General features: G+C 72.6%; 19 protein-coding genes and 1 tRNA gene. 6 read left to right on the top strand and 14 right to left on the bottom strand.

Features of this window, described 5'->3' with window-relative positions:
• Positions 1–109: 109 nt before the first annotated feature.
• The 6 genes from BKA05_RS16775 to BKA05_RS16750 form a co-directional block, all read right to left on the bottom strand.
• Complete coding sequence (locus BKA05_RS16775) at positions 110–1,222, bottom strand: hypothetical protein (RefSeq protein ID WP_179532444.1); 1,113 nt, start codon at positions 1,220–1,222, stop codon at positions 110–112.
• A gap of 68 nt (positions 1,223–1,290) precedes the next feature.
• The gene (locus BKA05_RS16770) at positions 1,291–1,773 is read right to left on the bottom strand and encodes a nuclear transport factor 2 family protein (protein WP_343045722.1); all 483 of its coding nucleotides are present in this window, start codon (positions 1,771–1,773) and stop codon (positions 1,291–1,293) included.
• Positions 1,774–1,806: 33 nt separating this feature from the next.
• A complete protein-coding gene (locus BKA05_RS16765; protein ID WP_179532443.1) occupies positions 1,807–2,457 on the bottom strand; it encodes a TIGR02453 family protein in 651 nt (216 codons plus the stop codon).
• A 78-nt stretch (positions 2,458–2,535) separates the two neighbouring features.
• Positions 2,536–2,611: transfer RNA gene (locus BKA05_RS16760), tRNA-Gly, on the bottom strand.
• A gap of 36 nt (positions 2,612–2,647) precedes the next feature.
• The gene (locus BKA05_RS16755; protein WP_179532442.1) at positions 2,648–3,424 is read right to left on the bottom strand and encodes a GDSL-type esterase/lipase family protein; all 777 of its coding nucleotides are present in this window, start codon (positions 3,422–3,424) and stop codon (positions 2,648–2,650) included.
• Positions 3,421–6,171, bottom strand: coding sequence for a response regulator (locus BKA05_RS16750; protein ID WP_179532441.1), 2,751 nt, complete (start codon positions 6,169–6,171; stop codon positions 3,421–3,423). The genes BKA05_RS16755 and BKA05_RS16750 overlap by 4 nt, the downstream gene beginning before the upstream one ends.
• 95 nt (positions 6,172–6,266) lie before the next feature.
• Here BKA05_RS16750 and dcd point away from each other — a divergent pair, with 95 nt between their 5' ends.
• Positions 6,267–6,842, top strand: a complete 576-nt coding sequence (dcd, locus tag BKA05_RS16745) for a dCTP deaminase (protein WP_179532440.1) — start codon at positions 6,267–6,269, stop codon at positions 6,840–6,842.
• Between the two features lie 54 nt (positions 6,843–6,896).
• Positions 6,897–7,847 carry a siderophore-interacting protein gene (locus BKA05_RS16740; protein ID WP_179532439.1) on the top strand — a complete coding sequence of 317 codons (951 nt, stop codon included), beginning with the start codon at positions 6,897–6,899 and terminating at the stop codon, positions 7,845–7,847.
• An 85-nt stretch (positions 7,848–7,932) separates the two neighbouring features.
• Here the strand turns inward: BKA05_RS16740 and BKA05_RS16735 are convergent, their stop codons facing one another.
• The 3 genes from BKA05_RS16735 to BKA05_RS16725 all read right to left on the bottom strand — a co-directional run bounded on the left by BKA05_RS16735 (position 7,933) and on the right by BKA05_RS16725 (position 9,679).
• Entirely contained in the window at positions 7,933–8,085 is a 153-nt protein-coding gene (locus BKA05_RS16735; protein WP_179532438.1) for a hypothetical protein, read from the bottom strand.
• Positions 8,086–8,236: 151 nt separating this feature from the next.
• Positions 8,237–9,058 carry a DUF4097 family beta strand repeat-containing protein gene (locus tag BKA05_RS16730; protein WP_179532437.1) on the bottom strand — a complete coding sequence of 274 codons (822 nt, stop codon included), beginning with the start codon at positions 9,056–9,058 and terminating at the stop codon, positions 8,237–8,239.
• A gap of 90 nt (positions 9,059–9,148) precedes the next feature.
• The gene (locus BKA05_RS16725) at positions 9,149–9,679 is read right to left on the bottom strand and encodes a toxin-antitoxin system HicB family antitoxin (RefSeq protein ID WP_179532436.1); all 531 of its coding nucleotides are present in this window, start codon (positions 9,677–9,679) and stop codon (positions 9,149–9,151) included.
• A gap of 208 nt (positions 9,680–9,887) precedes the next feature.
• Between BKA05_RS16725 and BKA05_RS16720 the strand changes: the two genes are divergently transcribed.
• Positions 9,888–11,633: a sodium:solute symporter family protein gene (locus BKA05_RS16720; protein WP_179532435.1), complete on the top strand. Its 1,746-nt coding sequence runs from the start codon at positions 9,888–9,890 to the stop codon at positions 11,631–11,633.
• A gap of 8 nt (positions 11,634–11,641) precedes the next feature.
• A complete protein-coding gene (locus BKA05_RS16715; RefSeq protein WP_179532434.1) occupies positions 11,642–11,914 on the top strand; it encodes a hypothetical protein in 273 nt (90 codons plus the stop codon).
• Here BKA05_RS16715 and BKA05_RS16710 read toward each other — a convergent pair.
• The gene (locus BKA05_RS16710; RefSeq protein WP_179532433.1) at positions 11,895–13,874 is read right to left on the bottom strand and encodes a CocE/NonD family hydrolase; all 1,980 of its coding nucleotides are present in this window, start codon (positions 13,872–13,874) and stop codon (positions 11,895–11,897) included. The genes BKA05_RS16715 and BKA05_RS16710 overlap by 20 nt on opposite strands.
• Positions 13,875–14,022: 148 nt before the next feature.
• Here BKA05_RS16710 and BKA05_RS16705 point away from each other — a divergent pair, with 148 nt between their 5' ends.
• Positions 14,023–14,982: a type IV toxin-antitoxin system AbiEi family antitoxin domain-containing protein gene (locus tag BKA05_RS16705; RefSeq protein WP_179532432.1), complete on the top strand. Its 960-nt coding sequence runs from the start codon at positions 14,023–14,025 to the stop codon at positions 14,980–14,982.
• 44 nt (positions 14,983–15,026) lie between these two features.
• On the opposite strand, the gene BKA05_RS16700 is transcribed toward BKA05_RS16705, so the two are convergent.
• Positions 15,027–18,584: a heterodisulfide reductase-related iron-sulfur binding cluster gene (locus tag BKA05_RS16700; protein ID WP_179532431.1), complete on the bottom strand. Its 3,558-nt coding sequence runs from the start codon at positions 18,582–18,584 to the stop codon at positions 15,027–15,029.
• 184 nt (positions 18,585–18,768) lie between these two features.
• Entirely contained in the window at positions 18,769–21,261 is a 2,493-nt protein-coding gene (locus BKA05_RS16695) for a hypothetical protein (protein ID WP_179532430.1), read from the bottom strand.
• A 104-nt stretch (positions 21,262–21,365) separates the two neighbouring features.
• Here BKA05_RS16695 and BKA05_RS16690 point away from each other — a divergent pair, with 104 nt between their 5' ends.
• Positions 21,366–22,967: a fibronectin type III domain-containing protein gene (locus tag BKA05_RS16690; protein WP_179532429.1), complete on the top strand. Its 1,602-nt coding sequence runs from the start codon at positions 21,366–21,368 to the stop codon at positions 22,965–22,967.
• Here the strand turns inward: BKA05_RS16690 and BKA05_RS16685 are convergent.
• Positions 22,913–23,866, bottom strand: coding sequence for a DMT family transporter (locus BKA05_RS16685; RefSeq protein ID WP_179532428.1), 954 nt, complete (start codon positions 23,864–23,866; stop codon positions 22,913–22,915). The two genes, BKA05_RS16690 and BKA05_RS16685, sit on opposite strands and share 55 nt — an antisense overlap.
• Positions 23,863–24,633, bottom strand: a complete 771-nt coding sequence (locus BKA05_RS16680) for an IclR family transcriptional regulator (RefSeq protein WP_179532427.1) — start codon at positions 24,631–24,633, stop codon at positions 23,863–23,865. The genes BKA05_RS16685 and BKA05_RS16680 overlap by 4 nt, the downstream gene beginning before the upstream one ends.
• Positions 24,634–24,646: the final 13 nt, after the last annotated feature.

The following is a 24,646-nucleotide window of genomic DNA, read 5'->3' as shown; positions in this document are numbered from 1 at the left end:
TGGTCGAGCAGCGACGAGCGCCAGCGAGGAGCGGGCCCTGCCCGGTGGTCGAGCAGCGACGAGCGCCAGCGAGGAGCGGGCGTCGAGACCACCGTCCTGGGCTGGACCCTCAGCCCTCGGCGAGGGCCGCAGCCAGACGCGTGCGCAGCTTGGCCTTCTTCCGCTCCAGCTTCGCGTTGCGCTTCTCCAGCTCCTCGGCCCGCTCGCGGGTCCGGGCCAGCTCGACGAGCAGGTCGGCGAGGGCGTCGGTGGTGCCGGCCAGCCGCTCCTCGAGGGTCGGGTCGACCGGCGCGGCGGCGGGTGCGGCTGCCGGCAGCAGGTCGGCGGCGTCGCCGGTGACGGCGTAGCCGCCCTCGGCCAGCGCCTTGCCCCAGGCCTCGGCCAGCTCGGTGAGCTCCTCGTGCAGGTCGGCCGGCACGGCGGCCGGGGCGTCGGTGCTGCGGACCAGGTGGGCCTCGCTCAGCAGCCGCTGGGTACGCCGGTCCGCGCGGCCGTCGACGGAGGCGTTCACGTCGCGGAGCACGGCCAGCGAGGCGGCGTCGGGCGCGGAGGCGGTCGAGGTCACCGGCAGGGCGTCGGCGTCGGCCCCGACCAGGCGGGCGATCGTCGCCCAGGCGGCCCGGGCCGGGTCCGCGTCCGCGGTCGGGATGACGACGTGCACGCGGTCGGGACGGCGCAGCTCCCCGGCCCAGCGGTCCAGGATCACCGGCGCGTCCTGGTCGGCCCAGAAGGAGGCGGCCTCGTCGAGGCGACGGTCGGGGTCGAGGACCCGGCGGGCGTAGCGGCGCAGCTCCAGCTCGGAGCCGGCGCGGACCGCGTCGGTCCAGGCGGCCGCCAGCTGCTGCGCGGGATCGGCGAGCACCGCGACCACGTGCACCTCGAAGCCGGCCAGGCTGTCCAGCAGCAGGGCGATCTGCTCGGGGGTGGCGCCGGCGAGCAGGTCGTCGGAGACGACGACCGCGTCGTGGGACTTCGCGCCCTCCTTCCGGGCGCGCTTGCACAGCAGCGCCCAGGTGCCCTCGACCTCCTTGCGCTTGAAGCCGTAGGTGGCGTGCAGCCGTCGCAGCTCGAGCGCCGCCCGGCGGGCCTCGTCGGTGCTGCGCGCCGGCACCCGCACGCCGGCGTCCGCGAGGGGTGCTGCGTGGTCGGCGAGCGCACCCGCCAGGGAGCCTCCGCCGGCGTGGGGGAGGCCGATGTGGATCACGAACCTGCGCTTGGCCATGCCCGCAGGGTGGCCCGCGCAGGAGAGCGTCAGGTGAACGGCCGGTGGCGCCGCGGCCGTCGGGCGGCCTAAGCCTTGGTGAAGGTGGCCATGGTGCGCTCGGGCTCCCAGAAGGCCTTCATCGACGCGACCCGGCCGTCGTCGTGGACGACGTAGACCATGATCAGGTCGGTCGTGGTGTGCGAGCCGTCCGGGAACGACGTGCGGATCGAGCCGATGTTGGCGCAGGTGTTGCTGCCCGGGTTGGCGAAGGAGTCGGTGATCGTGAACTCGAAGGTCGCGATCGGTGCGATGGCCTGCTCCCAGAAGGCGCTGATGCCCTCGTGGCCGCGGTGGCCGCGACCCTCCGGGTCGAACATGGAGGGGCCGACGGGGTCCTCGAGCACCGCGTCCTCGGCGTACACCGTCAGCCACTCGGCCAGGTCGCCCTTGGCGACCGCGGAGTAGGAGCGCATGGAGGCCATCCGTGCCGGGTGCTCCTCGGTGGACGCGCGCCAGTCGATCGCGTCGGAGGTGAGGGCGGCCGGGCGGGTGTCGGGAGAGGTGCTCACCCGCGGGATCGTACGCCGGAACTGGAACGTGTTCTAGTGTTGCGCGTCGGCTCGGTCCTGCACGTGCCGCTGCACCCACTCGACGAACGGGCGCAGCGTGCGCCAGTCCTCGCGCACCAGGTCGAGGGCTTCGGGGGTGTGGATGACGGGCTCGAACCCGTGCTGCCTGCCGAGCGTCAGCGCCTTGTGCCGCAGCAGCGCGATGCGCGGGTGGTCGGCGTCGAAGCCACGGGGCTGGGTCTTGAGGGTGTCGCCACCGACCTCGAAGCCGGCCTGCTCGAGCTCGGCGACCAGGCGCTCGAGCTCGGGGCCGAAGGTGTCGTGGGCGACCGCCTCACGGAAGGCGGCCAGGCGGGTGCCGGACGCCTCGTAGAACCCGGCGCCGGTGCGCAGCCCCCGGGGGCTGATCTCGACGTACCACCCGGTGGCGGGGCCGACGCCCACGTAGGCGCCCTGGTGGGTCTTGTAGGGGGTCTTGTCCTTCGCGAACCGCACGTCGCGGTACGGCCGGAAGATCTTCGCCTTGCCGAACTCCGGCTCCAGTGCCGCGCACAGTGCGGTCATCGGTGCCTTCACCGACTCGGCGTACACGTGCTTGTGCGCCTCCCAGAACGACTTGGTGTTGTCCACCTCGAGGTCGTCGTAGAAGTCGAGCGCGGCGACGGGAAAGCCTTGGAACTCCACGCCTGCGAGCCTAGGGGGCTGGCGTGGGACGTCATACGTCCGGAGGGAGGGGACGTCCTGTCCGTATGACGTCCCGGGTGGAGCGGATGACGAGACTCGAACTCGCGACATCGACCTTGGGAAGGTCGCGCTCTACCAACTGAGCTACATCCGCACGGCCGGTGTGACCAGCCGCGCACATGCTAGACGATCAGGTCGCGCTGTGGTGCGGCGGCCGCGCGAGTGTGGGCCACCGGGGGTCCAGGCCGTCGCCGGAGGAGCGGCCGGTGAGGCGGCGGTGGACCCAGGGGGCGGCGGAGTCGCGGACCCAGGTGGCGTGCTGGCGCCACTGCTCGCGGCGGGCGACCTCGATGCTCTCGCGGGGCTCGGGGACGGGCAGGTCGTGGGGGACGCCGAGCGCGTCGAGCACCGCGACGGCCATCCGCTGGTGGCCGGCCGGGCCCATGTGCATCCGGTCCTCGTCCCAGTAGCCCCAGTCGCGGTACTCCCGCATCCGCCAGAAGTCGACGACGGTCGCGCCGTGGCGGTCGGCGGCCTCGCGGACCAGCTCGTTGTACAGCGCGAACCGCCCGCGCAGCAGCCGGTAGGTCGCGGACCCACCCGGGTCGAAGGCGGTGAAGACGACGAGCCGGGCACCGGTGGCGGCCAGCCGCGCCAGCCCGTCGTCGTACGCCGCGACGAGCATGTCGACGTCGACGCTGGGGCGCAGGATGTCGTTGGCGCCCGCGTAGATGCTCACCAGGTCCGGCTCGAGGGCGATCGCCGGCTCGAGCTGCTCGGCCAGGATCGGCAGCAGCTTGCGTCCGCGGATCGCGAGGTTGGCGTAGCCGAAGCCCGGGTCGCGCTCGGCGAGGACCTCGGCGACCCGGTCGGCCCACCCGCGTACGCCGTTGGGCCGGGTGGGGTCGGGGTCGCCGACGCCCTCGGTGAAGGAGTCGCCGAGGGCCACGTAGCGCTGGAAGGTCACGGCCCCATCGTGCCGGGGCCGTGCTGGTGCTCGAACGCCGAGGTCGCCGAGGTGACCTCGGCGGTGACGTCGGCGACCAGGGCGCCCAGCCGTGCCCGGTCCGCCGTGGCGGCCTCCGCCTCGAGCGCCGCGCAGGCGGCGGACAGGCGCATCGCGCCGACCGACGCCGAGGCGCTCTTCATGGCGTGCCCGATGCCGGCCGCGCTGGCACCGTCCCCTGCCCGGGCGACCTGTGCCAGCCGCTGGGCCGACTCGGTTGCGTCCCGGTGCCAGGCCGCCACCAGGCTCTCCCGCACCTGGGCGCCGGCCTCGCCCATGGCCGAGACCAGGGTGTCGAGGACGCCGGGGTCGAGCACCGGAGGGCCGGTCCGCGGCTCGGGAGGGCCGTCGGGCGCGGAGGCGGCGCCGTCCGCACTCGGCACCGTCGCCCCTGCCCGGACGAGCACCGCCACGAGCTCCTCGGTGCGCACCGGCTTCGCGAGGTGGTCGTCCATGCCGGCCTCGATCGACTGCGCCTGGTGCTCGACCAGGGCGTTGGCGGTCATCGCCACGATCCGCGGCTGGCGCTCGGGCGGGAGCTCGGCGCGGATCCGGCGGGTGGCCTCGAGGCCGTCCATCACCGGCATCTGCACGTCCATGAGCACCAGGTCGTAGGCGGTGCGGCGCACCGCCTCGAGGGCCTCCTGGCCGTTGGCGACGATGTCGGGGCGCTGGCCCAGGCGGCCGAGCATCAGGCCGGCCACCTTCCGGTTGACCTCGTTGTCCTCGGCGACCAGCAGCCGCAGGGGTGCGAGGTCGGCCTCCTCCGGCGGTCGGCCGTGACGCGAGGAGGTGGCGGCGCCGAGGGCCACGGCCAGCGCGTCACGCAGGGCCGCAGCCTTGACCGGCTTGGTCAGCTGCAGCATCCCCAGGGAGCGCACCTCCTCGACCTGCTCGCCGAGGGAGGTGAGCAGCACGAGAGGGACCCGCTCCCAGCCGTGCGCCCCCCGCAGGCCCCTGGCCAGGGCGGCGCCGTCCATGCCTGGCATGTGCATGTCGAGGACGGCGATGTCGGCGTCGAGCCCGTCGGTCAGGACCGCCAGCAGTGCCTCGCGCGGGTCGCCGTGGTCGACCACCTCCATCCCCCAGCCCTCGAGCTGGGCGCGCAGGATGCGCCGGTTGGTCTCGTTGTCGTCGACGACGAGCGCACGCGTGCCGGGCAGCTGGGCGGGCACCGGTGCCGGTTGCACCTGCTCGCTGCTGCGCCGCAGCCGCGCGGTGAAGGTGAAGGTCGCCCCGGCGCCCGGGGTGCTGTCGACGGTGATGTCGCCGCCCATCGCCTCCGCGAGTCGTCGGCTGATGGCGAGGCCGAGCCCGGTGCCGCCGTACATCCGGGTGGTGCTGGAGTCGACCTGGCTGAAGGACTGGAAGAGCCGGTCCTGGCGCTCGCGCGGGATGCCGATGCCGGTGTCGCGGACGGCCATAGAGATCAACGGCTGCTCGGGGTCGTCCTGCGCCACCCGGACCGAGACCTGCACCTCCCCGGTCGGGGTGAACTTCACGGCGTTGCCCACCAGGTTCACCAGGACCTGGCGCAGGCGGGTGACGTCACCCACCACCATCGTGGGCACGTCCGGGGCGAGGTCGACGACCAGGTCGAGGTCCTTGGCGCCGGCCACCGCCGCGAGCAGGTCCAGGGTCGTGTCGACGCAGTCGGGGAGCGAGAAGACCGCCTCCTCGAGGTCGAGCTGCCCGGACTCGATCTTCGAGAAGTCCAAGATGTCGTTGATGATCGAGAGCAGGGTGTCGCTGGAGGAGCGGATCGTCTCGGCGTAGTCGCGCTGCTCGGCGGTGAGGTCGCTGTCGAGCAGCAGCCCCGACATCCCGACCACCGCGTTCATCGGCGTACGGATCTCGTGGCTCATCGTGGCCAGGAACGCCGACTTGGCCGCGTTGGCCGACTCCGCCTCCCGACGGGCCTCGTCCAGGTGCTGCTCGCGCAGGGTCACCGCCTCGGCCAGCGAGTCCAGGCCCTCGCCGATCGAGCGCAGCTCGCGCGGCTGGGTCACCGCGCTGCGTGCGGTGAGGTCGCCCCGGCGCAGCCGGTCGATGGTCGCGAGGAGCGAGGCAACGGGCTGGACGACGAGGTCCTGCAGGCCCCGCCGTTGCCGCTGGACCAGCAGCAGCGCGAGCGTCAGCATCGCGGCCTCGAGGGCGAGGACCCCCCGCAGCAGGCGGCTCTGGGTCCGCTCGTCGGCGCTGATCTGGGCGTCCACGGCCTCGCGCAGCGCCTGCTGCTGCTCGCGGTAGTCGTCGAAGAGCTGCTTGCCCCGCAGCATGAAGGTCCTGGTCTCGTTCGCGGCCGGTCGGTTCGAGATCGTCGCCCCCAGCGACAGGGCCGTCCCGGCCCATCGCTGCCGCCACAGGTCGACGGCCTCCTGCGTGCTCTCCAGGGCCTCGCGGACCTCCGGCTGCTCCATCAGCGCGCGCGCCCTGGGCAGCTGCTCGCGGGTGGCGGCCGTGCCCTCGTGGTAGGGCTCGAGGAAGTCGTAGGAGCCGGTGACCAGGAAGGCCCGCAGGGAGGTCTCCTGGTCGAGCATGCCGCGGTGGGCGAGGCTGACTGCGCGGCTGCCGTCCTGCAGCTGCTGCTGGCGGGGCTCCAGCACGGTCGCGAGCGCCACCGCCAGCGCCACGTTGACCAGGACCACGATCGCCACGACGACCAGGCCGGTGCGCGACACCCTGCTGACGCGTTTGGCGAGACTCACCACGGCATGCTGGCATGCCGACGCGGACAGTGGCAGCATCCGGTCGGGCCGGGCGCGGGGTCCCGGTGCGGCTCCCGAGCGGTAGGTTGACCCCCGTGCTGCTCTCAGACCGGGACATCGTCGCCGAGATCGATGCCGGCCGCATCGTGCTCGACCCCTACGAGGCCGGGATGCTCCAGCCGTCGTCGATCGACGTGCGCCTGGACCGTTTCTTCCGGGTCTTCGACAACCACAAGTACCCCCACATCGACCCCGCCCAGGACCAGTCCGACCTCACCCGCCTGGTCGAGCCCGAGGGCGACGAGGCGTTCGTCCTGCACCCCGGCGAGTTCGTGCTCGGGTCGACGTACGAGGTCGTCACCCTGCCCGACGACATCGCGGCCCGCGTGGAGGGGAAGTCCTCCCTGGGGCGGCTGGGGCTGCTGACCCACGCCACGGCCGGCTTCGTCGACCCCGGCTTCAGCGGCCACGTGACGCTGGAGCTGGCGAACGTGGCCACGCTGCCGATCAAGCTCTACCCGGGGATGAAGATCGGGCAGTTCTGCTTCCTGCGGCTCTCCTCGCCCTCCGAGCACCCCTACGGCTCGTCGAAGTACGGCTCGCGCTACCAGGGGCAGCGCGGCCCCACCCCGTCGCGCTCGTTCCAGAGCTTCCACCGCACGTCGATCTGACCGCTCGACGACCGGGCCTGGTTTGGTGAGGCAACCCTAAGTTAGGGTTGCCTCATGACAATCACCCAGGCCGTGCGGCCGTTCGTGCTCTGCGAGACCGAGGTCGTGCACGTCGAGCGGCTCTCGCCCTCCTTCGTGCGCGTCCACCTCGCCGGCCCGGACCTCGCCGACTTCGGCACCGACGGACCCGGCTACGACCAGCGGATCAAGCTCGTCCTCCCCCACGACGGGGGGCCGCTGCCGGTCCTCGGTGGTGGCGAGGACTGGTACGCCGAATGGCTCGCGCTGCCCGAGGCCGAGCGGGGCCACATGCGCACCTACACCGTTCGCGACGTGCTGGGCTCGGGCACCGACACCCGCGTCGTCGTCGACCTGGTGACCCATGGGACCGACGGTCACGGCGAGGCCGGCCCCGGGTCGCGGTGGGCCGCGTCGGCGACGATCGGCTCCCGGGTGGTGCTGCTCGGGCCGCGCCGGGGCGTGGCCTACGGCGGCATCGAGTTCGCGGCCCCCGGGGGCGCCGAGCTGCTGCTCGTCGGCGACGAGACGGCGGTCCCCGCGATCGCCGCGGTGCTCTCCCAGCTCCCGGTCGACGCGTGCGGTGCGGCGTACCTCGAGGTGCCGGTGGCGGCCGACGTGCAGTCGGTGGTGCACCCGGCGGGGGTCCGTGTCGAGTGGCTGCCCCGCGACGGTCGGGCGGTGGGTGCCCGGCTGCACGAGGCGGTGCTGGAGCACCTCGGTGCCGGTGCGGCCACGGTCGAGGTGCCCGAGACCGAGGTGGAGCCCGGACTCTGGGAGACCCCGACGTACTCCTCCTCCGGGGAGGACGTGGGCGAGCATCGGGAGGCGGTGGGCCACGACCTGGCCGACCTCTACGCCTGGATCGCCGGCGAGTCCCGGATGGTCACCGGGCTGCGCCGCGCCCTGGTCCGCGACCTGGGGCTGGACCGCCGGCAGGTGGCCTTCATGGGCTACTGGCGCGAGGGCGTCTCGATGGGCGCCTGATCGGACGGGCACTCGGGGACGTCATACGTACGGCGGTGACGGACGTCCCGTCCGCATGACGTCCCGGCGCGGTCGGTCGCGCGGGTCAGTCGTCGAGGCGGTCCGCGACGCGGCGCAGGCCGCTGGCGAGCCGGTGACGGTGGGTGACGCGCGGCATCCGGGGCGCCTGGCTGCGGACGAGCCGGTCGGCGCGCCGTGCGCGGGCCTCGGCCTCGAGGACGCTGGGGTGGTCGAGCATGACGACTCCTTGCTGATGGCTGGTGGCTGGTGGCTGGTGGCTGGCGAGCGGCGGGTCGATTCGGGGCGAGCCGGCGTATTGATACGCCGGTTCGGCGGGGTTGGCGGGTCGAGTCGGCGTATTGATACGCCGGTTCGGCGTGGGGGGGGGGTCAGGCCTGGACGAGGGAGACGTTGCCGCTGACGGTGGTGGCGCGGACCTCCACGTGGTCCTGACCGTCGGTGGGCTGGCCCGCGCCGGTGAGCGTGGAGTGGATGCGGCCGGTGAGCGAGCTGATGTCGGTCCACACCGGGACACCGGCGGGCACGCCGACCCGGACGTCGCCGGAGGCCACCTTCGCCGAGATCCGGCCGCGTCGCGTCGTGGAGATGCCGAGGCTGCCCGAGCCGCTGGTGAACGCGACGTCGCCGCAGGTGGTGTCGACCTGCAGGTCGCCCGACCCGCTCTTGGTCAGCACGGCCGCCTCGGCCGAGGACACGTGCACGTCGCCGGAGCCCGAGGAGACCGAGAGCTCGGCGAGCGCCTCGCGCAGCTCGACGTCCCCGGAGCCGGTGCGCACCTTCAACGGGCCGGAGGTGCGCTCGACGCGCACGTCGCCGGAGCCGGTGTCGATGCTGCTGGCGGCGGTGATGCTCTCGACCCGGACCTCGCCCGACCCGGTCCGCAGGCGTACGCCGCCGGCCGGGCCGTCGACCACCACCTCGGCGCTGCCGAGCTTGGTGGCGACGTTGCTGTGCTCGGGCGCGGTGATGGAGACCTCGAGCGGGCTGTCGAAGGCCGACAGCAGGCCGCCCCGGGGGGCGAGGACCGAGATCTGGCCGTCCCGGTCGTGCACGTCGACCCGGTCGGCGTCGCGGCCGGTCACGGTGACGGTGGTGGTGCCGGTCCGCGTGCACCGGACGTGGACCTCGCCGCGGCCGATCTCGACGTACAGCGAGGCGGGGGCGGGGGAGTCGAACTCGAAGTGGGGCACGGCGGTCTCCAGTCGTGAGCAGGGTGCACGGGGCCGCGGGGCCGGCGAGGGCCGGTCCCGAGGAGGGTGTCGGTGGGTGGGGGAGGGTGGTCAGACCCAGCCGGTCATCCGGCGGTTGCCGCGCCGGCCCGGGTCGGAGCCGAAGAACGGCATGGAGGACAGGTCGATGTCGACGTGCACCGCGCCCTCGTGGGTCGCGGAGCGCACCGCCTGGACCAGCCAGGTGTTGAGCGAGGAGCCGGCGGCCGCGGCGGCGTCCTCGGCCTTCGTCTTGAGCGACTCGGGCAGACGCAGGGTGATGCGGGCGACGCTGGCGTCCTCCTCGGGCTCCTCCGCGCGGGGCGGGGCCGGCGGAGCGGGCGGCGCCGGGGGGACGGGCGGTGCGGCATCGACCACGAAGTCGAGGTCGCGGCCGTCGAGGCGTACGTCGACGCCGCCGGCCGACATCGCGGCGGTGATCTCCGCGGCCGCCTGGGACAGCGCCTCCATCAGGGCGAGCCGGGTGGCGGGCTCGAGGGCGTAGCCGAGGCGCTCGGCGGCCGCGGCGACCTCGGGGCCGCCGGCCTCGGCGGCGGCCAGGAGGTCGCGACGCAGGCTGTCGACGTACGGCGTGATGTCCATGCGCACCACGATGACACCACTATGACGTCACGTCAAGCACTGCTGACGTCATTCTGGTGTCGTGGTGACGTCACGGACACGGGGTGCCCGGGCCACCCCGTGCCCGGAGGGGTGGGGACGTCGCGGAGTCGGGGTCCTACCGTCGGCGGGTCGTGCCCGGCCCTGTGCCAGCCCCCCCCAGGTGCGACGCCTCTCGGAAAGGAAGCCCATGAGTCCGCTCGCGCCCGCACCACTCGCCAGCGACACGATCATCTCGGCGAGCTGGGTCGACTACCTGATCGTCGCGATCTACTTCGGCTTCGTCCTCGGCATCGGCCTGATGGCCCGGCGACACGTCTCGGACTCCGTGGACTTCTTCCTCTCGGGCCGCTCGCTGCCGGCCTGGGTCACCGGCCTGGCCTTCATCTCCGCCAACCTCGGCGCTGTCGAGATCATGGGCATGTCTGCCAGCGGTGCGGAGTTCGGGCTGCCGACGGTGCACTACTTCTGGGTCGGCGCGATCCCGGCGATGCTGTTCCTCGGCATCGTGATGATGCCCTTCTACTACGGCTCGGAGGTCCGCTCGGTCCCCGAGTTCATGTTCCGTCGCTTCGGCACCGGCGCCCACCTGGTCAACGCGGTGTCGTTCGCCGTGGCGCAGCTGCTCATCGCGGGGATCAACCTCTACCTGCTGGGCTCGATCATCCAGGCGCTGCTGGGCATCGACCTGCTCCTGGCCGTGGTCATCGCCGCCGTGATCGTGCTGTCCTACATCACCCTCGGCGGGCTGTCGGCGGCGATCTACAACGAGGTGCTGCAGTTCTTCGTCATCGTGGCCGCCCTGACCCCCCTCACCCTGCTCGGCCTGGACCGGGTGGGTGGCTGGCAGGGGCTCAAGGACGGCATCACCGAGACGGCCGGCCGGGGGGACGCCCCCAGCGCGGCCGCCCAGCTCAACAGCTGGCCGGGCAACGCGCTCACCGGCTTCGACTCCGACCTGCTCTCGGTCGTCGGCATCGTCTTCGGCCTCGGGTTCGTGCTGTCCTTCGGCTACTGGACGACCAACTTCGTCGAGGTCCAGCGGGCGATGGCCACCGACTCGATCTCCTCGGCGCGCAAGACCCCCATCATCGGGGCCTTCCCCAAGATGTTCGTCCCGTTCATCACCATCATCCCCGGCATGATCGCCGCGGTCCTGGTCGCGGAGATCGCCGAGGTCAAGGCCGGCGGCAGCGTCAGCGGTGGCGCAGAGGGCTCGGTGACCTACAACGACTCGCTGATCTACCTCATGCGCGACGTCCTGCCCAACGGCCTGCTCGGTGTTGCGATCGCGGGTCTGCTGGCGGCCTTCATGGCCGGCATGGCGGCCAACGTCTCGGCGTTCAACACCGTGCTCAGCTACGACCTGTGGGAGCGGTACGTCGTCAAGGACCGCTCCGACGGCTACTACCTGCGCGTCGGCCGGTGGGCCACCGTGGCGGCGGCCGTGATCGCGGTCTTCACCGCCCAGCTGGCCGCGAGCTTCTCGAACATCATGGACTACCTCCAGACGCTGTTCGGGTTCTTCAACGCCCCGCTCTTCGCGACCTTCATCCTCGGCATGTTCTGGAAGCGGATGACCCCGACCGCGGGCTGGGCCGGGCTGGTCTCGGGCACCCTCGCCGCGGTCTTCGTCGGGTTCCTCGCCGAGGGCACGCTCGGCTCGCTGAGCATCGGCGTGCTGCCGCTGTCGGGCCAGGGCGCGGCGTTCGTGGCGGCGGGCGTGGCCTTCGCCGTCGACATCGCCGTCTCCGTGGCGGTCTCCCTGGTCACCGAGCCCAAGCCCGCCGAGCAGCTGGTCGGCCTGGTCTACTCCGAGACCCCGAAGGAGGACCTGGTGGACGAGCAGGAGAAGACCTTCCCGTGGTACCAGCGCACCCTCCCGCTGGCCGGCCTCGCCGCCGTCCTCACCATCATCCTCAACCTGGCGTTCTAGGAGCCACCGTGACTGACCAGACGACCGGGTCCGGCGAGCGGACGCACCGCGCCGGGCTCCTCGACATCCGCAGCATCATCGCCGCCCTGATGGGCACCTACGGCGTCATCCTGGTGCTGATGGGGCTCTTCGCCGACCCCGAGACCGACAAGACCGGCGGCACCAACGCCAACCTGTGGGCCGGGCTGGCGATGCTCCTGGTGGCCGTCGCCTTCGCGGCCTGGGCCCGGCTGCGTCCGGTGAAGGTGCCGGCCGAGGACGCTAGCGCCGCTTCGTCCTGACCCACGGCACCGTCAGCTCCGACGGCGTCTCGGGGCCGGTGTGGATGGTGATGACCGACAGACTGCCCAGCAGCACCGGCAGCGTGGGCAGCAGGTGGGGCACGTCGAAGGCCTGGACGGCCACCCGCAGCCGGTGGCCCTTGGCGATCCTCGCCGCCGTCGGGAAGACCTCGACGTCGACCGGCTCGATCCCCTCCAGGCTCGCCTGGGACTCCTCGGTGAAGGGGTGCCAGGGCTGGATGATCTTGCCGTTCAGCCGGCGGCTGCGCCGCGGGTCGGTCTCGGCGAGCGAGAGCACCTGCCAGCCGCCGGTGAGCCGGCTGACCGTGCCGTCGGGCGCGACGTCCTCGACCGACACCGAGAGCATCCCGTCGCCGGCACCGGTCACCGAGGTGTAGAGGCGGGCGTTGATCGGGCCGCGGATCGAGGTGGCGCGCGTCATCGGCTCGGTCTCGAAGACCACGCCGCTCAGGTCGTTGAGGCGGGTGTCGTCGAAGCAGGGGTTGGGGAACGGGAACTGGCTCGCCCCCGCGTTGAGGATGCCCGCGGTCCACTGGTTGGCCGAGCGGGTGCAGGCCCCGGAGACGGGCAGCGGCAGCACGTCAGCGGTGCCTGCCTGCGGCGTACCGGTGGTGAGGGAGCCGTTGACCAGGGCGGTCGTGGAGCTGCCGGACAGGTGGTAGGAGCGGGCCCGCAGGTCGCGGTCGATCCACCGGTCGGACCTCGTCCAGCGGCCGCTGCCCTGCTCGTAGTAGGTGAGGTTCGCGATGTCCTTGTGCAGGCGCTTGTCGCGCTTGCCCTTGACGTAGTGGTCGAACCACCGCAGCTGCAGCTCCTCGAGCGTGCCGTAGCCGGCGTCGCCGATCTCGGCGGCCGAGGAGCCCTCGAGGTGGTCCCAGGGGCCGGTGATGAGCTTGGTGGGGACACCGTTCTCCTGCAGCGCCTCGAAGAGCAGCGGGGTGCCGCGCTGGAAGAGGTCGTACTCCCCGGAGACGAAGAACGCCGGGACCTCGACCTTGTCGATCACGTTGATGACCGAGCGCTGCTCGTAGAACTCCCCGTCGTACGCCGGCTCCTGGGCCAGCAGCGCTGCCGGGATCACCTGGGCGGTGAACCCGAACGCGCCCATGATGTGGTCGAGGTAGATGCCCAGCGTCGAGGGGCCGTTGGTCTGCGGGGGGATCAGCCCGGTCACGGTCACGAGGCCCAGCCACAGCGGGATGAAGCCGACGTCGATCGCCCCGCCGCTCGCGACGACGTCGCGGTAGACGTCGGCGCCCGGCACCTGCGGGAAGATCGCCTTGAGGCCCTTGGGCTGCGCGGCGGCCGCCCACAGCTGCGAGATGCCCATGTAGGACGGGCCGGTCATGGCGGTCCTGCCGTTGCTCCACTCCTGGGAGGCGGCCCACTCCATGATCTCGCCGGCGTCGGTGTTCTCCCGGGTGTCGAAGGCGTTCCACTGCCCGTTGCTCGAGCCGGTGCCGCGGGCGTCGACGGTGAGCTGTGCGTAACCGCGCTTGACCAGGTAGTCCCCGGTGCTGCCGCCGAGGCTGGTGCTGGCCAGCACCGACTTGTTGTACGCCGTGATCGTGACGACCACCGGCAGCGGCCTCTTCACCGCCCGGATCGTGCCGTCCGGCCGCAGCACGGCAGGCCGGGTCAGGTCGCCGCGCAGGATGGTGCCGTCGGACATGGGGATCTCGAGGTCCGGGGTGAAGACCGTGCCGCCGTACTGCTCCTCGCGGGGCGTCCAGGCCTTGGCGCCCTTGCCGTTGCCCCTGCTGTGGCCCGTGCCCTGGGCGGCGGCCGTCGGCGCGAGGCCGGTGGAGACGGTGGGGGCAGCGCTCGCGTGGGCGGTGGTGGCCGTGGCGACCCCGGCGACGGGGGTGGCGGTGAGGGCGAGGGCCAGCAGCCCGCCGAGCAGGCGGGTGGTGCGGCCGCGGGGCGGACGAGCGAGCACGGCGGGGGACCTCCGGAGTCGACGGTGCGTCACGGAGGCTAACGACCCGGCGTGAGCGTCGTCACGGGCGTCCACGGGTGCTCGGCGGTCCTCCACAGGTGGCGCCGGACGACGTGGCGTGGCGGCACCGCCCGGGAAGGGTGCCTGCATGGACGACCTCGCCCGGCTGCTGCGTGACCAGGACGGCGTGGTCGCACGCCGTCAGCTGCTCTCGCTCCCGGGCATGGACCGGACAACGGTCGCCCGTCTGGTCCGGCGGCGCGAGCTGGTGGAGGTGCAGCGCGGGGTGTACGTCGACCACACCGGCCCGCCCTCGTGGCAGCAACGCGCCTGGGCAGCCGTGCTCTGGGCCTGGCCGGCGGCGCTGGCCGACCAGTCCGCCTGGCGTGCCTTCGAGGGGCCCGGGCGACGTAGCAGGGACGTGGACCGGTTGCACGTCGTGGTCGACCGGGACCGCCGGCTCACCGCCCCTCCGGGCATCGTGCTCCACCGGCGGTCGGGCTTCGGCGACCGAGTCCTCTGGAACCTCGGCCCGCCCCGGGTGCGCCTGGAGGAGGCGGTCCTCGACGTGGCGCTGGGGGCGCCGGACGAGCTGGGCACCATCGCGGCCCTCGCGGACGCAGCCGGCGGGCGGCGTACGACGGCGGCCAGGTTGCGCGCCGCGCTCGACGGCCGCCCGTGGGTGCCGCGTCGCGCCCTGATCGGAGCGGTGCTCGACGACGTGGAGGCGGGCTCGTGCTCCGTGCTCGAGCGGGAGTACCTGGCCCGCGTCGAGCGGCCCCACGGGTTGCCGGTGGGACGGCGCCAGGCCCGGGCGGAGCACCGTGGTCGGACGATGTGGCAGGACGTCGCCTACGAGGAGTGGGGACTGGTCGTCGAGCTGGACGGTCGGTTCGACCACGTGGTCATGACCGACCGGGACCGCGACCTGGACCGTGACCTCGCCACCGCCGCCGCGGGCGGGCAGACGCTGCGGCTCGGGTACGGCCAGGTGCTGTCCCGCTCCTGCGCCACCGCGGACCGGGTGGCGCGGGTGCTGGCGTCCCGCGGCTGGAGTGGCGTGACGCAGCGGTGCGGAAAGTGTGGAGCCCCGGATCAACCAGGTTGATCCGGGGCTCCACACTTTCGTCCTTGCGTTGTTCTTGCGCCGACTCAGAGGTCGAAGAGCGACTCCGCGCCGTCGATGTCGGCGTCGGTGCGGGGCTGGTGGGCCTCGCCGCTCGACACCGGCTTGGGCTTCTCCTCGGCCGCGGGCTCGGGCTCCGCCGCCGGCTCGGCCTCGGCTGCCTCTGCCGGCTGGGACGCGTCATCGGCCGGCTGGTCGGCCTCGTCGCCGGCCGGGGCCTCGTCGCCGGACTGGTCCTCCTCGGTGGACCGGGCCGCGGACTCGGGCTCGGCTGCCTCTGCCGGCTCCTCGCTCGTCTGCTCGGCCGGGGCCTCGACCTGCTCCTGGGCTGCCGGGGTCTCCGGCGCCGCGGGAGTGGCCGGGGCCGGGGCGTTCTCCGGGGCGGCGAAGTCGAACAGCGAGCCGGCCGCGTCCAGGTCGACCGCGGGGGCCGCCGGCTTCTCGGCCGCCGGTGCCTTCTCCTCGGCCTTCTCCTCGGCCTTCTCCTCGGCCTTCTCCTCGGCCTCCGGCTCGGTCGGGGCCTCGGTCGCAGCCTCGGCCACGTCCTCGGCCGGGGCCTCGGTCGCCGTCGAGGAGGCCGGTGCCGGCTCGTCGGCGGGGATGTCGAAGAGCGAACCGCCGCCCGAGAGGTCCACCGACTCCTTCGGCTCCGACGCCTTGGTCGCCGGTGCCTCGGCCTCGGTCGTGGGCGCCGCAGCCTGGGGTGCCTCGGTCGCCTCGGCCTTCGGCGCCTCCCCGGCGGGAGCGGGCTCGTCGGCGGTCAGGTCGAACAGCGAGCCACCCGAGCCCAGGTCGGTCGACGGCTCGGGGTCGGCCTTCGCAGGCTTCGCCTCGGCGGGCTCGGCCTTCGCCTCGGTCGGCTTCTCGGCCGGCTTCTCGTCAGCGGGAGCGTCGTCGCCGCCAAGGTCGAAGAGGGAGCCGCCACCGGAGAGGCTCTCCTCGGCCGGAGCGGCCTGCTTCGCCTCGGGCTCGGCCGGCTCGTCGGCGGTCTTCTCGGCGGGCTCGTCGAACATCGACGACGCGTCGTCGAAGAGCGACCCGCCCTTCTCCTCTGCCTTGTCCTCGGTCTTCTCGGCCGGCGCTGCCTTGGCGGCGGGCTCGTCGTCGAGCATGGAGGAGGCGTCGTCGAAGAGCGAGGAGCCGCCGGAGGCCTTGGCGGCCGGGCCGGCGTCCGCGGTCTCGGTGACGGTGTCCTCGGTGATGGTCACGTCGCCGGCCTCGGGCTCGGCCTTGGTCGCCACGTCGGTGTCGCCGGCGGGCGCGGCCTTGGCGGGCGCGGCCTTGGCAGCCGGGGCAGCAGGAGCGCCCTGGCCGGGCGCCAGCTTGGTGGCCTGCTCGCCCTTGACCGAGGCGAGCAGCATCTGCGCGACGTCGAGGACCTCGACCTCCTCGCGGGCCTCGCCCTTGGACTGCTTCATCGTCAGCCCGTCGGAGAGCATGACGCGGCAGAAGGGGCAGCCGACGGCGATCTGGTCGGCACCGGTGCCGACGGCCTCGGTGGTGCGGTTGATGTTGATCCGCTCGCCGAGGTTCTCCTCCATCCACATGCGGGCACCACCGGCGCCGCAGCAGAAGGACCGCTCGGAGTTGCGCTCCATCTCGACGACCTCGGCACCCGGCAGCACCTGCAGCAGCTCGCGGGGCGGCGAGTAGACGCCGTTGTGGCGGCCGATGTAGCAGGGGTCGTGGTAGGTGATCGAGCGCTTGTGGGCGCCGGCGCCGTCCTTGACGGGGGTCAGCTTGCCCTCGCGCACCAGCCGGTTGAGCAGCTGGGTGTGGTGCACGACCTCGAGCTCGACGCCGAACTCCTTGTACTCGTTCTTGAGCGTGTTGAAGCAGTGGGCGCAGGTCGAGACGACCTTCTTGACCTTGTACTCCTTGAAGCTCTCGACGTTCTGCTGGGCCAGGCCCTGGAACACGAACTCGTTGCCTGCGCGGCGGGCGGGGTCACCGGTGCAGGTCTCGCCGTTGCCGAGCACCCCGAAGGTCACGCCCGCCATGTCGAGCAGCTCGGCGACGGCGCGCGTGGTCTTCTTCGCACGGTCCTCGTACGCCCCGGCGCAGCCGACCCAGAACAGCCAGTCGACGGAGTCGAGGTCCTCGATGTCGTCGCCGACGACCTTGACGTCGAAGGGCAGGTCCTTGGCCCAGTCCATCCGGGCCGAGCCCGACATGTTCCAGGGGTTGCCCTTGTTCTCCAGGCCCTTGAACAGGCCGTTGAGCTCGGCGGGGAAGTTCGACTCCACCAGGATCTGGTGGCGGCGCATGTCCATGATGTGGTCGACGTGCTCGATGTCGACGGGGCACTGCTGGACGCAGGCGCCGCAGGAGGTGCAGTTCCACAGCACCTCGGGGTCGATCACCGCGGCACCGTTGGCCGGGTTGTAGAACCACTCGCCGTCCTCGAGCCCGTCGAGGCGGCCGCCGGTCTCGCCGACCAGGGGCTTCTCGACCTCGGTGGCCAGGGCGGTGTTGCCCTCGAGCAGCGCCTCGCGCTCGCCCTCGGGCGCCTTGAGGTAGGGCGCCTTGGCGTAGGCGTGGTCGCGCATCGCGGTGATGAGCAGCTTGGGCGAGAGCGGCTTGTCGGTGTTCCACGCCGGGCACTGCGACTGGCAGCGACCGCACTCGGTGCAGGTCGAGAAGTCGAGGATGCCCTTCCAGGAGAAGTCCTCGATGGCGCCGACGCCGAGCGTGGCGTCCTCGTCGAGGTCGTCGATGTCGTCGAGGGTGACCGGCTTGCCGTTGTTCATCAGCGGCTTCATGCCGCCCAGCGCGGTGGTGGCGCCGTCGGTGTCGCGGCCGACCGACTCGCGCTTGAAGAAGATGTTGAACCACGCGGTGAAGCGGTGCCAGGCGATGCCCATCGTGAGGTTCGAGGAGATGACGATCAGCCAGACCATGGCCAGGACGACCTTGATCATCGCGATGACCACGATGGTGGTCTCCAGTGCGCCCTCGTTGCCCTCGACACCCGCGGGGAACAGCGCGTCGCCGACGAACCCGGAGATCGGGAAGTGGAAGCGGTCGAAGTCCTCGGGGTGGTCGGAGTCGAGCTGGCCGAGGTTGTACTCCGCGCCGCGGATGAAGAGGATCGCTGCGCTCTCGACGAGCACGAACGCCTCGACGAAGTAGGCCTGCCACTGGGTGGAGCCGAAGAACCGGCTCTTGCGGCCCTTGTCGCGCGGGTGGTTCAGCTGGCGGTAGACGGCCAGGAAGATGATGCCGATCGTGCCGAGCAGGCCGATGCCCTCACTGGCCCACTCGAAGAGGAAGAAGTGACCGATGAGCGGCAGCGCGAAGTCGGGCTTGAACAGCTGCACGTAGCCGGTGGCCACCGCGGTCGAGAGCAGCAGGAACGCGGCGTAGACGAACCAGTGCATCGCACCGATCCAGTGCCACTGCAGCATCCGGGTGTGGAGGAAGGACTCCTTGAGCAGCGTCACCGCCCGCTTGCCGGGGTTGTCGGAGCGTGAGGCCGGCTGCCCGAGACGCACGGTCCCGAGGATCTGCTGCACCGCGCGGGCCGTCATGACGACGGCGACGGCGGTGAAGGCCAGGGACACCACGATGGCGAAGGTCTGCATGGATCTCCTCGTCTCCCAGCACCCGCCCAGGGGGCGGCAGGTGCTCGCGTGAGCCTAGGGGGGCCTGACCATGCTCGTCAGGCCCGTCCGGGGTGAGGATGATCCTACCGGTAGGTAACTTCGAGCGGCGGTGTGTGGTCTCGACGCCCGCTCGCTGGCGCTCGTTGCTCGACCACCGGAAGGGTCAGGTGCGCTTGACCTTGCGGAGCTTGCCCTTGCCGTTGAACGTCGCGGTCAGCTCCACCTTCGTGCCCTTCCCGTCCTTGGCGCAGAAGCCGTAGCTCTTCCCCAGCCGGGTGTAGGGCTGGCCGACGACCTTCATCACCGAGGTGGTGCTCATCCCGGGGCGCAGCTTCTTCTGCACGGTGCCGACCGGCAGTCGGTTGCCGGGGTTGCGGCAGGAGTCGGGGGCCACGCCGTACGCGCGCTCCCACATCTGCAGGTAGGCCTCGGCGCCACGGGCCATGTCCTCGAGGATCTTCTCCCCGTCGCCCTTGCCGGAGGCCTCCGCCACCAGCGAGAGGTCCTGGACCCAGTCGGGGTAGAGGCCGTACTGCGCGACACCGTCGACGTTGAGGTCCCAGACCCGCTCGCCGGCGCGCTGCTTGTCCACGCGTACGCCGCCGAGGCCCCGGAACGGGTAGGTGACCGGGTTCGGGACGTCCGCCCCGCGCGGGCCGCCCTGGGCGCCGAGGCCGTTGATGTCGGCGCCGTACCCGATGCCGAAGTAGTAGCGCGGGTCGGCCCAGCCGAGGTGGCGGCGCCACTTGTCGACGAAGGAGGTGCTGCTGCCGGCGTAGGGGGTGATGAAGCCGCCGGCCTTGTAGACGCGGGGGTAGGCGTCCACGGTCGACCAGGAGTGGCTGGAGATCAGGCCGTGGTAGCCCATCTCCTCGATCTGGTCGAGCGCGGCGTTGCGGGCCTTCACGCTCATGTGGTCGGGGTCGAAGATGATCCTGCGCTTCGCGAGCTCGTTGATCGTGTACTCGCCCAGCGTCGTGAGGCCGCGGTTGTTGCAGTGCATCGGCGTGGGGTAGAGCGGCAGCGCCGGCAGTGCCAGCGGACCCGACAGCATCGCGATCGCCCCGAAGAGCGCGTCCTGCTGGCCCGCGGAGATGTCGGGGGCGGCGTACTGCGTCCTGTCGGCGCTCTCGCCGTCCTCCGGCTCGCAGTGCCGCATGTCCCAGAAGGTGCCGGTCTCGAGGAAGTTGGCGCTGTTGACCAGGACGCCGGTCTCGCCCGCGTCACCGGCGATGCCGGACAGGGCGTTGTCGAACTTGTTGACCAGCTCCATCTGTCGCACGCCGAGGTCGTGGACCTCGTCGAGCTGGGTGGCGATGGCCTCCTCGTCGCAGGCCGGCACGTCACCGACCAGCGGGACGTTCTTGAAGGTGCACCCGAACGGCACCGAGGTCTCGATGCCGAGGACCACGGCCATCTTGCCGCTGTTGATGACCTTGCGCGCCTCCCACGGCGTCTTCACGATCCGGTAGAACCCCTTGCCCGGGCCGCCGAACTGCGCGTCGACGTAGTCCTGGAAGGCGTAGGCGTCGGCTGCCTGCAGCCGGATGGAGTCCATGTCGTCGCAGGAGTTCCGCTTGAACGGGTAGAGCTGGCAGAGCTGGTTGTTCTCGACCAGCAGGTTGACGAACAACCGCTGCCCGCCGCGCCAGGAGCGCTCCATCCAGCGGTAGTAGGTGCCCTCGTGGGTCAACGAGTTCGGCGCGGGCCAGTCCACGAAGGTCGGCCAGCCGACCGGGTCGTGGCCCACCTCGCCGGACAGTGCGGACTCCAGCACCCCGCCGTACCCGCCGGTGTAGGTGTGGTCCTCGCAGTCGACCAGGGCGTACGGCGCGCCGTACTCGTCCCACGGCTTGCCGCAGTGGGCCTCGCCGCCGAGGAACTCGAAGGCCATGTGGTGGGTGTGCCCGTCGACGTAGCCGCGGACCTCCTGGAAGGCGGACACGCCACCGTGCGGGTTGCCGCTGACGTTGACCTCGGCCTCGGGGTACTCCGTGCAGCCGTCGGCGACGGTGGCGAGGAAGGCGGTGGTGCCGCCGACCTCGAGGGGCTGGTCGGCGTTGGTGAGCGTGAGCTTCCTGCCGCTCATCTCGGCGGTCCACACGGCGTCCTCCGACGGCTCGGCGGCGGTGCCGCCGGGCACCAGCAGCTGCGCGTCGGGGTCCTGGATGAGGTAGGTGCCCAGCGCGGTGGGCTTGAAGTAGAGCGGCGTGCCGCCGGGCACGAGGGTGTAGCAGCCGTTGGCGAGGGCGTAACGGTCCTGCGGGTGGTCCTTGCGGCGCGGGTAGGCCTTGACCTTGCGCAGCTTCGGGTCGCGCATCGCGCGTTCCCTGTCGACGTACGCCGCGGCCGCGCGCCGCTCGGCGGCGCTGGTCGGGTCGGTCGTCTCCGCGGCCGACTCGCCGGCGCGGGAGAGGGCCTCGTTGGTCGAGCTCTCGTGGGAGTGGTCCCCGCCGATCGTCACGGGGTTGCCGTGGACGTCGGTGAGCGTGATGCCCTCGCCGCTCGCGGCTCGGTGGTAGTCCTGCAGGCCCTGCGACCCGCCGGGGCGGTCGTGGTCGGGGAGCTCCACGACGGCGGCGACCCCGCCGACGACGGCGGCTGCGGTGCCGGTGGCCAGGAGCAGGCGCAGGGAGCGGCGGAACGGGACGGGCATGGGGGGACCTCCAGGACGAACGTCCCCAGAATCTGACACATGTTCACATATCTGTCGAGGGAAACCGGTGGACTGGTCACCCGCGCAGCGCAGGGTGCCGCCCCGTGCGCCCCCTCCACCGCCGCTCGCGGCTGCTGCCCCTGCTCCTCGTCCCCGCCCTCGCGCTGACCCCGCTGGCGACCCAGTCGGTCGTGCCCGGCCCCCGGTTGCTGGCCCCGGCGGGCGCCGAGACCGACGACCCGGCCACCGGCGTACCGGACCGGATCGTGCTGAACCCGACCGAGGACACCACGACCTCGGTGATGGTCACCTGGCGCACCGCCGCCGGGCTCGACGACCACCGGGCGCAGGTGCGCCGGCCGGACGAGCGGGCACTGGTCGGCGAGTACCCCTCGTGGAACGAGGAGTCGGCGATGTCGCAGCCCGAGGCCGAGCACCACAGTGCCCTCATGGATGGCCTGGCGCCGGGCACGGGCTACGAGTACCGCGTGGGCGGCGGGGCCGGCTGGAGCCGCTGGCGACCGGTGCGCACGGCCGCCGAGGGCAGTGAGCCGTTCACCTTCCTCTACTTCGGCGACGCCCAGAACGGGCTCACCGACCGGTGGCCGCCGGTGGTCCGTCGCGCGCTGAGGAGCGAGCCCGACGCCCGGCTGACCCTGCACGAGGGCGACCAGATCAACGAGGCCGACCACGACCCCGAGTGGGGCGACTGGTTCCGCGGGGCCGAGCGGCTGCTCACCTCGACGCTGACGCTGACCAGCCCCGGCAACCACGAGTACTCCGGCGACCAGCTCATCACCGGCTACCGCGCGCACTACGAGTACCCGCTCAACGGGCCGCTGCTGCTGCGGCACGAGGACGTCTACTACACCGACTACCAGGGCGTGCGGTTCATCGGCCTCAACGCCAACCAGCAGCTCGGTGCCCCCGACCAGGCGCTCTGGCTGCGCCGGGTCGCCCTCACCGAGAACCCGATGGACTGGACGGTCGTCTTCTTCCACCACCCGGTCTTCAGCGCCTCGGAGGGGCGCGACAACCCGCAGCTGCGTGCCTTCTGGCTGCCGACCTTCGAGGCGCTGGGGATCGACCTGGTGCTGCAGGGCCACGACCACGTCTACGCACGCGGTCACCTGACCGAGAACGAGACCGGGCCCGGCACGCACGTGGGGCCGACGTACGTCGTCTCCGTGGCCGGCTCGAAGTACTACGACCTCGCCCCGGCCGACGACAACGTGTGGACGCAGAACGACGCGACCCGGGTGCTCGCGCACGCGCAGACCTCCACCTACCAGGTGATCTCGGTGTCGCAGGACCGGCTCGTCTACCGCTCGGTGATCGGTGCCAAGGGCGGGGCCAGCACCACCGAGCGAAGGCGCGGCGACCTGCTCGACGCCTTCACCATCACCCGGGGCGGCGACGGCACGAAGGTCGTCGAGGACGGGCTGCCGACGCGGATCACGGTCCAGCGCACCCGCCTGAAGGGCAGGGCGGGGGTCGTGGTGGCGAGGCTCCTTGCGCCGCGCCACCGGCCGACCGGCCGCGTGACCGCGTGGGTCGGCGAGGAGAGGGTCGGCGCCGGCCGGCTGCGCCGCGGGCAGGTGCGGGTCGCGCTGCGGGGGGTGCCGAAGCGGGCCGTCGCCGTCGAGCTGCGCTACTCCGGGGACGGCCGGGCCCGGGCGGCGACCAGGGCCGTCCCGCTGGGCTGAACCAACGGGTCCTCACGACCCAGCCCGGCGACGGCCGCGAGCACGAGGGCGGTGCCGAGCAGGCCGAGCGGGCCGATCCGCTCGTCGAGCAGGGCGGCGGCCACAGCGGCCGCGGTGACGGGCTCCAGCAGGGTCGCCACGGTGGCGGCCGAGCCCGAGGTGGTGCGCAGGCCGGCGTACAGCAGGGCGTAGGCCAGCGCCATCGTCAGCACGCCGAGGTAGGCAAGCAGCGCGAGGGTCCCGGGGTCGCCGGTGAGCCGGGGGCCGCTCACGAGCAGCGCCAGCGGCACGAGGCCGACCGCGCCCACGGTGGTCGTCGCCGTGGTCAGTGCCAGCGGGGAGGTCTGCCGGGCCAGGACCTCGCCCTGCGCGGTGGCGAACGCGTACGCCGACCCCGAGGCGAGCGCCGCCAGCAACCCGAGGCCCGGGCTCGGCCCGGTGCCGCCGCCGTGCCCGGCGCCGACGCTCACGAGCACCAGGCCGGTCAGGGCGGCGACCAGGACCAGAGCGCGGGTGCGGCTCGGGCGCTGCCGGTGCCGCAGCGACTCCGCCGCGGTGAGCAGGACCGGTGCCAGGCCGAGGCTGACCACTGTCGCGACCGAGACCCCGACCAGGGTGACCGAGGCGAAGTAGAGCGCCTGGTAGGCCGCGGTGGCGCTGCCGACGACCACGGTGCGCCGCGGGTGCTCGCGCACCAGTCGCACCAGCGCAGGGCCGCCGCGGGTCGCGAGCACGGCGATGCCGAGGACGGCGGCGGCCAGCACCATCCGCCAGGCGCTGATCGTGACGACGTGCATCGGCACCCGCTCGCGCACCAGCTGGACGACGAGCCCGCCGGTGCCCCACAGGACCCCGGCGAGGCAGACCTGCAGCAGGCCGAGACGGGCGCGGGCGCTCATGGGCGATCTCCTGTCCTGCCGCCCAGGCGGCTGGTGAGCAGCTGCGCGGTGCGGCGTACGTCGGCGGCCAGCCGCGCGGGGTCGAGCTGCTGCTCGTCGACCGGGTAGGTCACCGCGACGCCCGCAGCGGGGTGGCCGGTGTGGTCGAGCACGGCGGCCGCGACGCTGGCCAGCCCGTCGGTGACCTCGCCGTCCTCGGTGGCGTGGCCGCGCTGGCGGGTCTCGGTGAGCAGCGTGCGCAGGGCGGAGGGGGTGCGGGGGCCACGACCGGTGCGGTCGACGAAGGCGTCGGCGTGCGGGTAGAGCGCGCGCACCTGGGCGGCCGGCAGCGCGGCGAGCAGCGCGCGACCGCTGGCGGTGAGGTGGGCCGGGAGGCGGACGCCGACGTCGGTGACGAGCGGGGGGCGACCCGGGGCGCGCTCCTCGACGACGTACAGCACGTCGCGCCCGTGCAGCACCGCGAGGTGCGCGCTGTGGCCGGTGCGGTCGACCAGCTGGGCCAGGGCACGACGGCTGATCCGCTGCAGCGGCTCCTGGCGGGTGTAGCCGCTGCCGACCTCGAACGCGGCGACGCCGAGGCCGTAGCGGTGCTCCTCGGGCAGGTGGGCCACGAAGCCCTCGGCGACCATCACGCCGAGCAGGTGGTAGGCCGTGGAGCGGGGCAGGTCGCAGGCGCGGGCGATCCGCTCGAGCGGCACCGGGTCGGGCTGGGAGGCCAGGAAGCGCAGCACCCGCAGCGTGCGGGTCGCGGCGGGGACCTGGCTCATGGGCAGAGTCTGC

Source organism: Nocardioides marinus (assembly GCF_013408145.1).
GTDB lineage: Bacteria > Actinomycetota > Actinomycetes > Propionibacteriales > Nocardioidaceae > Nocardioides > Nocardioides marinus.
This window is presented reverse-complemented; position numbering and strand designations above follow the sequence as displayed.